This window comes from Granulicoccus phenolivorans DSM 17626 = NBRC 107789 = JCM 15570, assembly GCF_000423085.1.
In the GTDB taxonomy this organism is placed as follows: Bacteria; Actinomycetota; Actinomycetes; order Propionibacteriales; family Propionibacteriaceae; genus Granulicoccus; species Granulicoccus phenolivorans.
Genome location: NZ_AUHH01000010.1, coordinates 1 through 13,616, shown reverse-complemented (window position 1 = coordinate 13,616; position 13,616 = coordinate 1). Strand labels below are relative to the sequence as shown.

General features: G+C 66.0%; 13 protein-coding genes. 8 read left to right on the top strand and 5 right to left on the bottom strand.

The genetic code is table 11. The features are described 5' to 3' along the window. Nucleotides 1-156: 156 nt before the first annotated feature. Both G531_RS0105085 and G531_RS0105080 read left to right on the top strand, forming a co-directional pair. A complete protein-coding gene (locus G531_RS0105085) occupies nt 157-1,779 on the top strand; it encodes an MFS transporter (RefSeq protein WP_081683834.1) in 1,623 nt (540 codons plus the stop codon). 78 nt (nt 1,780-1,857) lie between these two features. Next, nucleotides 1,858-2,913, top strand: coding sequence for an LLM class flavin-dependent oxidoreductase (locus tag G531_RS0105080; protein WP_026926417.1), 1,056 nt, complete (start codon nt 1,858-1,860; stop codon nt 2,911-2,913). 16 nt (nt 2,914-2,929) lie between these two features. Here G531_RS0105080 and G531_RS0105075 read toward each other — a convergent pair whose 3' ends face one another. From G531_RS0105075 to G531_RS0105055, 5 genes are all read right to left on the bottom strand, one after another. Next, nucleotides 2,930-3,541, bottom strand: coding sequence for a hypothetical protein (locus G531_RS0105075; protein WP_026926416.1), 612 nt, complete (start codon nt 3,539-3,541; stop codon nt 2,930-2,932). Between the two features lie 44 nt (nt 3,542-3,585). Beyond that, nucleotides 3,586-3,798, bottom strand: coding sequence for a dodecin (locus G531_RS0105070; protein ID WP_026926415.1), 213 nt, complete (start codon nt 3,796-3,798; stop codon nt 3,586-3,588). Nucleotides 3,799-3,869: 71 nt separating this feature from the next. Continuing rightward, nucleotides 3,870-5,099, bottom strand: a complete 1,230-nt coding sequence (locus G531_RS20570) for a type II toxin-antitoxin system HipA family toxin (protein WP_281177504.1) — start codon at nt 5,097-5,099, stop codon at nt 3,870-3,872. Then, entirely contained in the window at nt 5,096-6,760 is a 1,665-nt protein-coding gene (locus G531_RS0105060; RefSeq protein ID WP_026926414.1) for a DUF262 domain-containing protein, read from the bottom strand. The genes G531_RS20570 and G531_RS0105060 overlap by 4 nt, the downstream gene beginning before the upstream one ends. 84 nt (nt 6,761-6,844) lie before the next feature. Beyond that, entirely contained in the window at nt 6,845-8,095 is a 1,251-nt protein-coding gene (locus G531_RS0105055; RefSeq protein ID WP_051215071.1) for a phospholipase D-like domain-containing protein, read from the bottom strand. Between the two features lie 159 nt (nt 8,096-8,254). Between G531_RS0105055 and G531_RS20565 the strand changes: the two genes are divergently transcribed. The 6 genes from G531_RS20565 to G531_RS0105025 form a co-directional block, all read left to right on the top strand. Continuing rightward, nucleotides 8,255-8,932, top strand: a complete 678-nt coding sequence (locus G531_RS20565) for a YczE/YyaS/YitT family protein (RefSeq protein ID WP_035757625.1) — start codon at nt 8,255-8,257, stop codon at nt 8,930-8,932. Between the two features lie 94 nt (nt 8,933-9,026). After that, complete coding sequence (locus G531_RS20560) at nt 9,027-9,518, top strand: SRPBCC family protein (RefSeq protein WP_051215070.1); 492 nt, start codon at nt 9,027-9,029, stop codon at nt 9,516-9,518. A gap of 392 nt (nt 9,519-9,910) precedes the next feature. Further along, the gene (locus G531_RS0105040; protein WP_035757614.1) at nt 9,911-11,038 is read left to right on the top strand and encodes a tyrosine-type recombinase/integrase; all 1,128 of its coding nucleotides are present in this window, start codon (nt 9,911-9,913) and stop codon (nt 11,036-11,038) included. Between the two features lie 128 nt (nt 11,039-11,166). Further along, nucleotides 11,167-11,520, top strand: a complete 354-nt coding sequence (locus G531_RS0105035; protein ID WP_026926411.1) for a helix-turn-helix domain-containing protein — start codon at nt 11,167-11,169, stop codon at nt 11,518-11,520. Nucleotides 11,521-11,522: 2 nt separating this feature from the next. Continuing rightward, on the top strand, nt 11,523-12,992 hold the full coding sequence (locus G531_RS0105030) for a Fis family transcriptional regulator (RefSeq protein WP_026926410.1): 1,470 nt from the start codon (nt 11,523-11,525) through the stop codon (nt 12,990-12,992). 347 nt (nt 12,993-13,339) lie between these two features. Then, the coding region (locus G531_RS0105025; RefSeq protein ID WP_035757612.1) for a transposase at nt 13,340-13,616 on the top strand (277 nt) is incomplete at its 3' end.

The window sequence follows — 13,616 nt, the reverse complement described above, 5'->3', positions numbered from 1 at the left end:
ACATCTTCCGTCTGCGATGACGCCGGCCGGTCCCGGAGTGGTCATTCAATGAACATGTCGCTTGTGACACGTCTGACTCGTTCTGAAACTGATCCTATTCCGGTCCGGGTGAACCGTTCCCTGCCGACCGGTCGGACTCAACGATGAGAGAGATCTATGTCTACCCACATGCAGGCGGCACACACCGCTCCGGACCTGCCCCGCAAGGCGGTGGCAGGGACACTGATCGGCGCTTGCAGCGCCGTGTTCGTGGCCCAGGCCAGTAGCTCAATTCCCTCCACCCTGAATGGTCTGTTCGTGGCCCAACTCGGGGCAACCGGGAGCCACCTCACCTGGATCACGGCGGCGTTCATGATCGCGGTGGTGGTCTTCGAGTTCACCTTCGGGGTGCTGGGTGACCTCTTCGGACGCAAGAAGCTGGTTGTCGCCGGGGCGGGCGTGTTGCTGCTCGGCCTCATCGTGTGCGCCACCGCACCGGTACCGATCATGATCGTGGTCGGCAGCGCCCTGAACGGCCTGGGTGCCGGTGCCATGCTCCCGGGATCGCTGTCGCTGGCCGCAGCAGTGACCCATACCCCGGCCAGCCGGGCCCGGGCCGTGGCAACCTGGGCGGGATTCCTGTCCGCGGGTGGCGGCGCGGCTCCCTTGTTGGGTGGGTTGTTCGGCACCTACGGCAGTTGGCGCGGGGCGTACTGGGTCCTGGTCGCGTTGACCGCCCTGTCGATCCTGCTGACCCTCTTTCTGGCCACCGAGTCCTCGGCTCCGGAAGGCCGGAAGATGGACGTCCCCGGCCAGGTGACCTTTGCGGTCGGGCTCATTCTCGTGCTGGTGGCCACGGTCCAGGGGCCGGAGGTCGGCTGGGGCACCCCGTGGATCTGGGTGCTGTTCGTGATCGGTGCGGTGTTCCTGGTCGCTTTCGTGTTCATCGAGTCGCGGGTGGAGTCGCCGATTCTGCATCTCGACCTGTTCCGCAATCGTGCCTTTGCGGTGAGTTCGATCGTGGCCATCTTCGGCATGTTTGCCTTCCTGGGCGGTGGGTACGCCATCAGCATGTGGATGGGCCCGATTCAGCATCAGGATGCCTTGCGGATCGCCGCGGTGTTCATCGTGCTGCAGCTGCCGACCTTCCTGCTCATTCCTGTCATGAGCCGGGTGACCACGCGGGTGCGTCCGGTCTGGCTGCTCAGCGGCGGGTTCGTGCTGATGTCGGCCGGCTACTTCCTGCTGACCGGCCTGAACATCCATGATCCCGCCCTGGTCGCCTTCCTGGTGCCCGCGCTGCTGATCGGGGCCGGCTTCGGTCTGGCGCTGAACTCGGTGACGGCCGTGGCGCTGAATTCGGTGCCGCGGCACCTGGCCGGGATGGCGAGCGCCACCATCAACATGATCCGTGACCTGGGCTTCTGCCTCGGGCCGGTCGTGGTGGGGGCGGTGGCACTCAGCACCGCCGGAAACACGCTCATGGCCCTGCTCGCCGGTTCCGGACTCCCGGCCGGGGAGATCGTCGCCGCCACCGAGGCAGCCGGTCATGGCGGAGCGATCGCGGTCAACTCGTTGCCACCCGGTACGCCGGGGGCGGGAGCCCACGGGCTGGCACTCGAAGCACTTAATGCCGGCTTCACCCAGGGCTTCGTCGTGGCCGGCGTGGCGACCGCGATCGCGGCGGTCATCACGCTGATCGGGATGGGGCGGGCGAAGGCTGCCACGATGGGCGAACCGGCTACGAGCGATCCGCAACACGCTGCCCCGGATGCTGTTCCGGCGCTCTATCAGCGCTGAACGGGACACCCGGCCGCCATCCAGGTATACGGTTCGTCGTGAACATCAACGAAATATCGCAACGAAGCGAGGCGGATCATGGTGGAATTCTGGCGGCTGGGCGGGTACCCGGCACCCCTGACCGAGTTGGGCAGCATTGCTGCCCGGCTGGAGTCGCTGGGCTGGGACGGGCTGGCGCTGGGGGAGGGGCAGGGCGGGTCGCCGGATCAGTATGTGTGTCTGACGCTGGCCGCGCAGGCGACGCGTACCCTCAAGATCGGCAGCGGCGCCTCGGTCCCGACCCGGCATCCGCAGATCACCGCCAATGCGATGGCCACGGTCAACGCGGTCGCCGGTGGACGGGTGGTCTACAGCCTGGGCCGCGGCGACGGCGCGATGCACCAGCTGGGGCAGGATCCGATGCGGCTGCGGGAGTTCGAGCAGTACGTTTCCCGCCTGCAGGGATACCTGCGCCGGGAGACGGTGGACCTGGCCGGGTTCCCCAGCACGATCAGTTCCCTGTTCGAGCGCGACGCGGCGCTGGATCTGCCCAAGCCGATCGTGGAGATCAGTGCGACCGGGCCGAAGGTGGTCGACCTGGCGGCGCGGCTGGGTGACGGGGTCACCTTCTCCGTCGGCGCGGACGTGGCGCGGCTGCGCGGGTTGATCGACCAGGTACGCACCACCCGGGCCGCGGCCGGGCTGGCCGAGGACGGATTCCGGTTCAGTTGCTACCTGCAGGTCGCGGTCGGCACCGGGGAGACGCTGACCCGGGCCCGGGAGTACATCCGCGGGGCGGTGATGACCCAGTCGCGGTTCTCCGCCCTGCACGGCACCCCCTTGCCGGGGATCTCCGCCGACGACGCCGCCGTGGTCGGCCGGGCGGTGACCGAGCTCGGGCAGGCGTACCGCACGCACGGGCAGCGCTGGGGCGGCGGCGGAACCTTCTATCCGAAGGGCGTCATCGACGATGATTTCGTCGATCGCTTTGCCGTGGTCGGCTCACCCGAGCAGTGCGCCGAGAAGCTGCAGCCGATCATCGATCTCGGCTTCGATCGGCTGGTGCTGATCACCAAGGGAATGGGCCAGGACCCGCAGGAGGAGAACGCCGCCCGATTCGCCCAGGAGGTGATTCCGCTGCTGCGTACGGCCTGAGCGGTACGCGGCCGGCTCACCACTCGAAGACGACCACGTACCAGCCGTCGCCGAGTGCGGAACGGATACGCCCGTCCAGGGCAGTCGGATCGGCCGCCGCGCGGGCCTCGAGGTCCGCCCGCGCGGTGTCGTCGAGCTTGACGGCGACCACCTGGTTCAGGAAGCCGGTGCCGAAATCGAATCCGGTCGTCCCGGCGACGGGCGTACACTCCTGCACCTTCAGCAGCCCGGCCCGGCCGGGGCACTCGCCGGACGCCAGGGCGGACTCCAGATCGTTTCGCACCACGGGCCAGTGAGCCGCCGCCGGCAGGGGAGTGGCGGCGAGAGCCAGACCGCCGAGGAGGACGGCGATCGAGCCGACCAGCGCCCACGACATCCGCCGGCGCCGGATCACCCGGACCAGCCAGATCATCAGCACCACGGCACTCGTCGCGACCATGATGGACCCCATCACCTGCCCGAAGAGCAGGGGACCGGTCGGGACACTCGACGCCCACACCGCCACCAGGACCGTCGCCACCACCAGGGCCACACCCCACTCGAGGAGCGTGTTGCGGCGCAGCGATAGCCGGCCGAGGCGCGCGTGTCGAGCGGGCCGGTCGGCCGGCGGCTGCAGGTCGGGGATCACCCGCTCATGCCAGGGCTCGCTGGGGGCCCGGGGGAGTACCCGGGTCAGTCCTCCAGGGTGAAGCCGATCTTGATCGTGACCTGCCAATGGGCGACCTTGCCGTCCGCGACGTGCCCGCGGGTCTCCAGCACCTGGAACCACTGAATATCGCGGACCGTCTCCGACGCCTTGGTGATCGCGTTGCGGATCGCCGCATCGGTCCCGTCGGGGGAGGAACCGGTCAGTTCGAGGATCTTGTAGACGTGGTTGTCGGACATGGTGGCTCTCCTTCGAGTCGTGTAGCTTCCGACCCTAGCCGCCCGGCGTACGCCCGCTGCGCCCGGGTGGGTCAGCGACGGAGTGAGGTGATGATTCCAGGGAGACGCTGATCGATCCAGGTAGCCACGGACGGGATCGGCGCCAGAGCTGGAGAATCGGGGTCCCATACGGTCTCGAATGCCTTGATGGTTTGGTCCGCCACGTCCCCAAGAGCCGCATGCGGGGCGTTGAGCCTAGTGGCGAGGCGATCGAAATCGGACAGGGAGACGCGCTCGAATTTGCGGTTCCCCCGGAGCTTCAGGCCCATGTCCTCGGACGGGTACGGCGCGTAGGGGCCGGTCGAGACCAGATCGTAGGCAGGGCTCAGCCGTGGAATTCGACCGTCGGCGTAGAGCAGTGACCAGTTCTTCAGATGGGCATCACCGTTCCCGATGAGCACATTGAATGTAAGACGCTTGGTGAATTCGACTAGGTCGGCCAAGTGCTGACCCCGGTACGCCAGCGCGGCCACGGTGTCGAACGCACCCTCGTACTTTTGGTCGGCAAAGAATCCGCGCACCTGGGCGAAGTCCTCGATGTGGATTCTGGAACCGGCCGGACCTCGGTCGAAACGTTCGATTGCGAAGGCGACGTGCTCGTCATTGGGCCAGGCGATCTCCGGAAGGGGCGGGAGTTCGGAGCGGTCGACCAACCGAATCTGCGGAACGTCGATCCCGACGCGGGAGGCCAAGCGCATCATGGCAAACTCGTTGATGGGCACGTGCGGGTGAGCGCCATCGGGCGATTTGACGATCCAGTCCCCCAACTCGTCCACCGCTGGAACTGTGAGGCGATCGGCACGCTGCAGCATCGAAAACTTCATGCCGATCCCGGCCAGGGAAAATCGCCAGGCAGCAGGCTGTCGCGAGGCGTCCGGCGCCTGTGCCGCAGAGGAATGCCCAGGTTCGCGCCAGACTCGATCGTCAGCCTCGCTGACAGTGACCGCGCCCGGAAGATCGTGGCCGATGCGGAGCAGGAGTTCCATTTCCCGTGCGGTGGAAACTCCGCGGTCGTCGGCGATCCACTCGCGCAATCGGCCCTCGGGCAACAGGTTGCTGAACCAGGCCGGGAGGCGCAGGCTGGCGCGGGGCGATTCGGACGGATTGTTCTCGAACCAGAGGCCGAGAACGAGCCGGGCTGGATCGTCCCAATAGCCCGGTTCGAATTCGAACCGGGTGGCATCCCCGCGCCGGTACAGCGTGCCCACCCGGACCCCGCTCAGAAAGACAGCGTGCTGCCTCCGGTCGGTTGGCGCAATCACGATGCCTCGGTCGCCTCGTCATCGAGATCGAACAGAGAAAGTGGTGGTGTGGACTCGAATCCCCAGGCCGTCCGCTGGGCGATGAAATCTTCGATGTGGGCATCGAAGCGAGCCGCCCGCTTCGGAAGGATCTCGGCGAGGTCCCCGGCCTGCAATGCCGGCAGTTCGTCGAACTCGAACAGATGGGAGCGCAGGGCCCGATCGTCCGGTACCGAGAGCGACTTCGTGGCGAGTGCCTGCACTGCCTCCGCGCCGCCGAGATTCAAAGACATGATCCGAGCAGCCAAATGCATTGATGGAGGGCGAGGGGAGAGCTTCGGCAACACTGGGGAGGCAGTGGGTGAGTCCTCCAGCGCAGTAGCCAACGCGGCGCCGTCGATCGGAATCCCGTTCGACGGTTCAATCGGTTGGAGCGCCCAATAGGCACATAGGTGGATCTTCGACACGGCACTCGGAGCCTTGAAATCTTCGGCTCCGGGTGGCGTCTTTCCATCTGCGGACGACACTGCTGTTAGTAGGTGCTGGACCGTGGCGTCTTCGTCACCGACCTCGATCTGACCTGCCAGCATGCGTCCGGTTTGCTGGGTATTGCTGATGGTGTTGGTGGCGAAGGCGACGGCAGCCCGCCAGAACCATCGAGAGAGCAACTCGCGATTTCGTGGTGAGGGACGGGGGTGGAAGGCCATGAAACGCACCAGGACCAGCAGCAGACTCCGGTATGGGAGGAAAGTCGTGTGCGGGACGCCAGCGGTGTCGGTCAGAAAGCTCACCGCCCGGATCAGGGCCTCCTCTGCACCCCGGTACGCCTGGGTCTGGTCCTCATCCGGGAAGTTCGAGATCTGTTGCCGCTCCGAGCCGAACTCTCCGTGCGGGTCTCGTGCAAAGTCGGGATGTCGGCGCACCAGAATGGCCTGGTGGACGACGTCGTCGGAGACCCGGCCGAAGGTGGTGGCTGCGGCGACCCGGTCGGCGACCACCGCCGTGGAATCGGTGTCGGCAGAGTTGTTGCCGAGACTTCGGTTGATGGCATCGAAGATCTCCGCGCCGCGTAAGCGCTTGCCCGAGGAATTCATCCGGTCGAAAATCTCGCGGAGCGTCGTCATGTCCGCGTCTCGAGCGACCACCGATGCAGGGATTCGGATATCGCGAAGGAACTGGTTCACCTCGGCGATCCGGGCTACCTGATCGGTGGCGCCCTTGTCGCTGACCCAGCCCATAGCTCGCGGCATGTCGAACAGGTCAGGCAGGGGGATCGCCAGTTCGCCGCGTGCCTCGTGGGGCCGCTTGATGCGATTGTCCTCCAGCGAGTACATCAGTCGGAACCGATCCTCGAGATCGAAGGCTTCCGGGCTCACCGCATTGACCAGGCTGGTGATGCGCTGTTGTCCGTCGATCACCCAATAGGCATCAGAACTCTCGGGTGCCTCGATCGAGAGGGCGCCGAGTTGCACCGAACCCGATGGAGCCTCGGCTTGCCACAGCAACAGGCTGCCGATTGGGAACCCTCTGAGTAGCGAGTCGAAGAGGTCAAGGACGTCACTTGAGGCCCAGCGGAAGGAGCGTTGGAACTCCGGCACGCGGATTCGGCCTCTCAGCGCCAGATTTCTCAGTTCGTCGATCCCGAACTGCTCGGGCTTTGCCCACGAAATGAGATTGTCCACCACTGCCTCTCCGTCGTTGGGGCCAGTCTGTCACGCGAAGGTGCTCCGGGGTTCGGCGGTGTTCAGCGCCGGGTGGCGCGAACGCTAGAGCAAGGGGGCCAGCGGTCGCAGGATCGTTTCCACCGCGCGCTTGTACCAGGGCCGGGTCTCCCATTCCTCGAGGGTCAGTTCCCGGGAGTTGGTGAGGTCGGTGGCGAAGACCTTGGTCATGTGTTCGGCCAACTGCTCGTCGTAGAGCTCCATGTTGACCTCGTAGTTCCCGGTGAGGGAGAGGCGGTCGATGTTGGTGGTCCCGATCGTCGACCACCGGCCGTCCACGGTCATCGTCTTGGCGTGGATCATCGCGTGCCGGAACAGGTGGATGCGTACGCCCCCGGCGAGCAGCCGATGGATCCCGGCGCGGGCGGCCCAGTCGGCCAGGATGTGATTGGAGTACTCCGGGATCAGCACATGCACCGCGACCCCGCGCTCGGCGGCACGCAACAGGGCGGAGACCACGGTGTGATCGGGCAGGAAGTACGCCTGGGAGATCCGGATGGACTCGGTGGCACGCTCGATGGCATCGATATAGGTGCCCCGGACCGGGAACAGCATGATGTCGGGTTCGTTCTGGATCGCCCGCATCCGGGGTTCCCAACTCTTCGCGCCGCGGTCGGGCAGGATCGGGTGGCGGCGCTTACGGTGCTTGTTCCAGAAATCGGTGAAGGCATTGGACAGTTCCCAGACACCGGGTCCCTCGACCCGCAGGTGGGTGTCGCGCCAGGTGTCGGCGTACCGCTGCCCGATGTTGTACCCACCGACGTAGCCCACCTCCTCATCGACCACCAGGATCTTGCGGTGGTCGCGCGCCCAGGTGCGCAGCGACAGGGGATTGCCGGGCTGCAGCAGCGGGAAGGCGAGGACGTGGATGTCGGGATCGAAGCGCTTGAAAGCGGGCGGCACGACCAGATTGGCGAACTTGTCATAGATGGCGAGCACCTGAACGCCACGCTTGGCCGCGGCGGTGAGCTCGCGCTTGAAGTCCTCGCCGGCCTGGTCACTCTTCCAGATGAACGACTCGAACCAGATCGAGTGCTTGGCGGCGCGGATGTCCTCGAGCATGCGTTGGTAGAGCGTGTCGCCGTCGGTGAACACGGTGAGCTCGTTCCCGCTGGCCGCGGCGATGTCATAGGACGGCAATCGCGGGAAGTCGCCGGAGGGGGGCTGGCGATGGACCCGCATCCGGTCCACCGCGGTGACCCCGGCAGCCACGGCCACCTGAGCGCCGGCCACCCAGAGCGCACCCCGGCCCACGGTTCGCAGGATCTCATCGCGCGTCTTCGCATTCCACGGCATGCCACGCAGTCTAGAGGCGAGTTCGCCGCGGTCGGTGGCACTGCTCATGTCGGTGGGCCGCGGATTGTTCCGCCCAGTGGATCATTTCGCTTCGGTTCCGCGGCGGTCGGCATCGTAGGCTGACCGGGTCTCCGGTCGGGGGACCGGACAGGAGGCCACATGGACACGCAATCGCGTGTGCGGAATTATCTGGTGCGGTACGGCTTCTTCGTGGTCGGGATCTTCCTGATGTCGCTGGGGGTGGCCCTCACCGTACGCGCCGGGATCGGCACGACCCCGATCTCGTCGTTGCCGGTGGTGTTCTCGACCGCGTTCCCGCTCAGCCTCGGCACCACGACGGTGATCATCAATGTCCTGCTGATCATCCTGCAGATCCTGCTGCTGCGCCGGGACTATCCGCGGTTCCAGCTGTGGCAGTTGCCGGCGGGGTTCCTGTTCGGCGGCCTGTGCGACCTGTCGATCTGGCTGACCCGGGGGATCGAGGTGCACGCGTACTGGGCCCAACTGTTGGTGTCGGTGGCCGGTACGCTCGTCCTCGCGGTCGGGGTCTGGATGCAGGTCACCCCGAAGGTGCTCAACCTTCCCGGTGAAGGTGCGGTGATCGCGCTGTGCCATGTCACCGGGGCGGAGTTCGGGAAGGTCAAGGTGATCTTCGACTGGACGTTGGTGGCGCTGGCCGCCATCTCGTCGCTGCTGCTGATGGGTCGCCTGGAGGGCGTACGGGAAGGCACCGTGATCAGCGCGTTCCTGGTGGGGATCCTGGTCCGGTTCTTCTCCCGGCGCTTCACGTTCCTGGCGCGTTGGACCCAGCCGATCAAACAGGTCGAAACCCCCTGAAATTGGGGGCACCTGCTCCGATGATGGCCCCGGAGGGCGACCGTAGACTGATCGGGGATGAGGCGTCACTCGTCCCACGGGGTCGGGGGACCACATGGCTCAGATTCAGAAGCAGGCCCGCGTAGAGGTCGTCGTACCGGCCTCACCCGAAGAAGTGTGGGCAGTGATCTCGGATGTCACGCGCATCGACGAGTGGAGCGGTGAGTGTCGTTCCGGGCAATGGCTCGACGGGGCCGAGCGGGCGGCGGTGGGGACTCGCTTCAAGGGGGCAAACCGCGCCGGTCAGCTGCGCTGGAGTCGCACCTGTGAGTTCGTCGAAGTGGATCGGCCGCGGCTGCTGGCCTGGCGGACCCTGCCCACGGTGCTGCTGCCGGACAGTACGCGCTGGCAGATCGAGTTGGCGGAGGCGCCCGGAGGGACGCGGATCACGCAGTCGTACGACGTGCTGCGATTGCCCCCGGTGTGGGATCGGGTGTACGCCGTGACCACGCCGTCGCACCGAGATCGGGCCCTGGCGCTGATCGAGGATCTGCGCCGGCTGGGTGAAGCAGCGCGTTCGGCGAAGCCGACGTCGGCACCCAGCTGAGGGCCGCGACGTCCGCACCGGCTCCGCCCCTCTGGTCAGCGGCAGTCCGGTCATCCAGCGTCTGCCTGGGCGAGGCAGCTTCGGGGCGCCCAGAAGCTGGGTAACCCACAGTGACGCTGGATGACGGCGACGCCGCTGGGATCCAGGACAGGGAGTGCGGGGAGGGGCCCTATCCACTCTAAATGACATAATGTTGCTTATCGGACAAGAACCATCGGGAGTTGCATCTAGTGCAAGAACTCCCGCGTGGTGACGATTTCCCAGTTCCTGCAGGTCAGCGGGCAAATAGCGCTGGAGGCGACGCCCCGCTGTCGACGCGCTGCTGGCGTATCGCAGCAGGTCAGCGTAGGTTACTTGCATCTAATGCATGTTTCCGCTGTTGTGAGGTGGCGATGGATCAGTCGGTTCCGGGTTTCGTGCCGGGGTTCCTCAGCGACGACGCCGTTGGACTGTTCCGCGCCGACGAGCGCGTCTTCGAGGCCATGCTGGATCGCTGGAGCGCGCAGATGTTGGCTCGGGGCCTGCAAGTCGACACGATCAAGGCCAGGTGCGGCGTCGTCCGGCGATTCCAGGCGTACTCGGGCAAGTTCCCGTGGACCTGGCAGCCCGTCGACATCGACGACTACATGGGCGAGCGCCGGTCGGGTGAGAAGCCGATCAGTCTGACCACACTCCGTTCAGACAGCAATGCGGTGGCGATGTTCTGCTCGTTCCTGACGAACCCGGCGTACGGCTGGGCTGAGTTCTGCGACCGCACGTTCGGCGACGTTCCGGCGCAGATCTGCTTCGACTGGAACGCTCCGAAACACACCACGGACGATGCGGTTCCGCCGGCCCGCCGCTCTTTCACGCGCAGCGAGTTGGAGAAGCTCTTCAACTTCCTCGACGACGAGGTCGACGCATCTCGCGCGGCAGGTAGCAAGCGCTGGGTGACACTCTTCCGCGACTCGATCGCCTTCAAGCTCTGCTACGCCTACGGTCTGCGCCGACGCGAACTGGCGATGCTCGACCTGCACGACTTCGGCCCCAACCCGCATGTCCCCGACTACGGCATGTTCGGCGCCCTAACGGTTCGCTGGGCCAAAGGCACCGCCGGTTCAGGTCCGCGCCGCCGCACTGTCCTGACGGTTCCCAAGTTCGACTGGTCAGTCGGGATGATGCAGATGTGGACGTCCCCTGGCGGCCGGGATCGCCTCGCGACTGCCGATCGATCCTCTGCGCTGTGGCCCAGCGAGCGCGGCGATCGAGTGACGGTAGGTGGACTTGGCGACGCCTTTACCGCGGCGCGAGACGCAGCAGGTCTTCCGGCGGAACTCGGCCTTCACTGTCTGCGGCACTCCTACGTCACGCACCTGATCGAAGCTGGCTACGACCCGGCCTTCGTTCAGACCCAGGTTGGCCATTCGTACGCATCGACCACCAGCCTGTACACATCGGTGTCGGCCGACTTCAAGCAGAAGACCGTTCAGAAGATGATCGCCCGCCGGATCGGCAAGCGAGAGGAGAACGGCGATGAGTAAGCACACTCCCCTGGACACTGCCAGCCGTGAAATCACCCACAAGCAAGTAGGCCACGTCTGGCCGTCGACGACGCAGAGGTACGTCGGGCTTCCCCGTGAGTCCGACGGTGATCGAGCGGAGGACACTGATGGCTGAGCAGCGACGCATTGGCTTCCGCTGGAACCTGCGCACCGTCATGGCGCAGCGGAACCTTTGGAAGACCACCGAACTGATGCCGCTCTTGAAGTCGCGAGGCATCAACCTGTCCGAGAGCCAGGTCTATCGGCTCGTGACCGGCACGCCCGAACGGATTCCTGCCCGTACGTTCGCGGCCCTGTGCGACATCTTGGACTGCGAGCCCAACGATCTCTTCGAGATCGTCGTGGAACTACGCGCCGCGGCGACGGCCAATGCGCCCAAGCGCAGCGAAGACCTGGGAGTGAAGTCCGGAGACCCGATCGCCTACCGCGTCCGGCTCGTCGCCGACGACGAAGACGAGTAGCCGTGGCTCGACCCCGCAAGGCCGAGGATCCGGCGCGTTGGCCCGAGCCCTGCGGCCGCTGCGGGCAGCACCACGAGACCGTGGCGCGCTGGCCTGACGGAGGCGTCTGCACCTACTGCTACCAGCAGGCTAAGCGCACTCGAGGTCGATGCGCCTGCGGCCACGAGGGCGTCCTTCCCGGCATCGTCGACGAGCAGCCTGCCTGTCGGCAATGCTCGGGCGTCAGGCTCAACATCGACTGTCGCAGCTGCGGCGCGGAGGCCGAGCTCTACGACGGCGGGCGCTGTTGGGGTTGCGTCCTCGGCGTCACCGTCGATCGTCTCCTGACCAACCCGACAACCGGTGTGATGGCCGACGAGCTCCTTTCGATGGCGACGGCGCTCAAGGCGATGAAGCGCTCGAACAGCGGCCTGACATGGATCCGGCAGAAGCACGTCACCGAGTTCCTCCAGAACCTGGCGATCGCGCCGCTCATCACCCACGAGGCGTTCGACGCGTTGCCGAAGTCGCACACACGCGACTTCGTCCGAGGGCTCCTCGTCGAGCACGGCGCGCTCCCCCGACGCGACATCTACCGTGCCCGCTACGAGGAGTGGGCAAAGGAGGCGCTCGAACGCGTCAGAGACCCAGAGAACCGCGACGTGCTTCGGCGCTACATCCGGTGGCACCACCTGCGCCGGATGAACCAGATGGACAACGTGTCGCAGGGCACGTTCCTACGGAGCAAGCAAACGGTCACGGTCGCGATCGAACTCGTCAACTGGCTCACCGACCACGGCATCGAACTGGGTGAACTCGAACAGGAGCACCTCGACGCCTGGATCAACGACGGAACCACAACCCGACTCCTCAGCGACCGCTTCCTCGCATGGGCCATCAAGGCGCGACTCGTCCACCCCGAGCTGAAGGTCCGGCGTCACCGCCGCGGCACCAGTCCCCGGATGAGCGCCCTGGATCAAGACCATGCGGTCCAACGCGTCGTCCACACGAAAGAGATCACACGCCGGGATCGTGCTGCAGCCATCCTCGTCCTCGTCTTCGGCCAGCAGATCGAAGACGTCGTCACGTTGACCTGGGACGACGTGAAGGTAAGCGACGAGATCGTCACCGTCCGCGTCGGCAAGATCGACATCGCGCTCCCCGATCCACTCGACCAGCCCTGGCGCGAACTCGCTGCTAACCCGGGCAACGACTTGACAGCGTCTCACCCCAACAGCAACTGGGTGTTCCGTGGCTACTCCCCCGGCCGCCACGTCGACCCCGGCCACTTACGGAACCGACTCAAGGGCGTCTTCAGCACCCGGGCGGCACGACTCGGCACCCTGCACGAGCTTACGAAGCTCGCACCCGTCGCGATCATCGCCGAAGCCCTCGGCTACTCCCCCGCCACCATCGAGCGCCACGCCATCGACTCGGCAACGGCATACGCCGCCTACATTGCGGCAGTTCGCGACGACACGGGCACCCGCTAGATGTACTCGGCCAGACGGCTCCTGGCCCGCCACCACGGTTCCCAAGGCCAGTCAGGCCGGGCGAGCCAGGTCTTACCGGCTCTTCATAAAGGGAGTGGATCAGGGGCTGAGCCGCCGGCGTCGAGGAAGCAGCGGGCGATGTCGTGGGTGAGGTTTGCGGAATCCTCGAGCGGTGCCGCGGCGACCGCGGCAAAGGGACTCGAACTCATCGGACTGTCTGATCCTTCAACTCGCCCCGCAGGCGGACTGTTATGAACCGGTGGACTCACCCAACCCTGACACGCAGAGGCGATTGAAGCGCCCTGAGATTGTTGGAGGCTCCTGACCTTGGAAACGAGGATGGAGTTATGCCGAAGGAACTGGCGTCGGGGAAGCCGACGACGCGTCGCTACTCGAGCGAGGAGAAGGCCGCCGCGGTGCGGATGGTGAGGGCGCTGCGCGCCGAGCTGGGCTTCACGCAAGGGACCGTGCAGCGGGTCGCGACGCAGCTCGGATACGGGGTCGAGTCCGTGCGGATGTGGGTCAAGCAGGCCGACATCGACGACGGCGTCACGCCCGGTATCAGCACTGCGGAGGCGCAGCGGGTGCGAGAGCTTGAGCAGGAGAACCGGGAGCTTCGACGGG

Excerpts from the sequence above, each read along its gene's own strand:
- G531_RS0105080 (WP_026926417.1), top strand. The coding sequence starts at position 1,858 with ATGGTGGAATTCTGGCGGCTGGGCGGGTACCCGGCACCCCTGACCGAG.
- G531_RS0105085 (WP_081683834.1), top strand. The coding sequence starts at position 157 with ATGTCTACCCACATGCAGGCGGCACACACCGCTCCGGACCTGCCCCGC.
- G531_RS20560 (WP_051215070.1), top strand. The coding sequence starts at position 9,027 with ATGGCTCAGATTCAGAAGCAGGCCCGCGTAGAGGTCGTCGTACCGGCC.
- G531_RS0105055 (WP_051215071.1), bottom strand. The coding sequence starts at position 8,095 with ATGCCGTGGAATGCGAAGACGCGCGATGAGATCCTGCGAACCGTGGGC.
- G531_RS20565 (WP_035757625.1), top strand. The coding sequence starts at position 8,255 with ATGGACACGCAATCGCGTGTGCGGAATTATCTGGTGCGGTACGGCTTC.
- G531_RS0105070 (WP_026926415.1), bottom strand. The coding sequence starts at position 3,798 with ATGTCCGACAACCACGTCTACAAGATCCTCGAACTGACCGGTTCCTCC.
- G531_RS0105040 (WP_035757614.1), top strand. The coding sequence starts at position 9,911 with ATGGATCAGTCGGTTCCGGGTTTCGTGCCGGGGTTCCTCAGCGACGAC.
- G531_RS0105035 (WP_026926411.1), top strand. The coding sequence starts at position 11,167 with ATGGCTGAGCAGCGACGCATTGGCTTCCGCTGGAACCTGCGCACCGTC.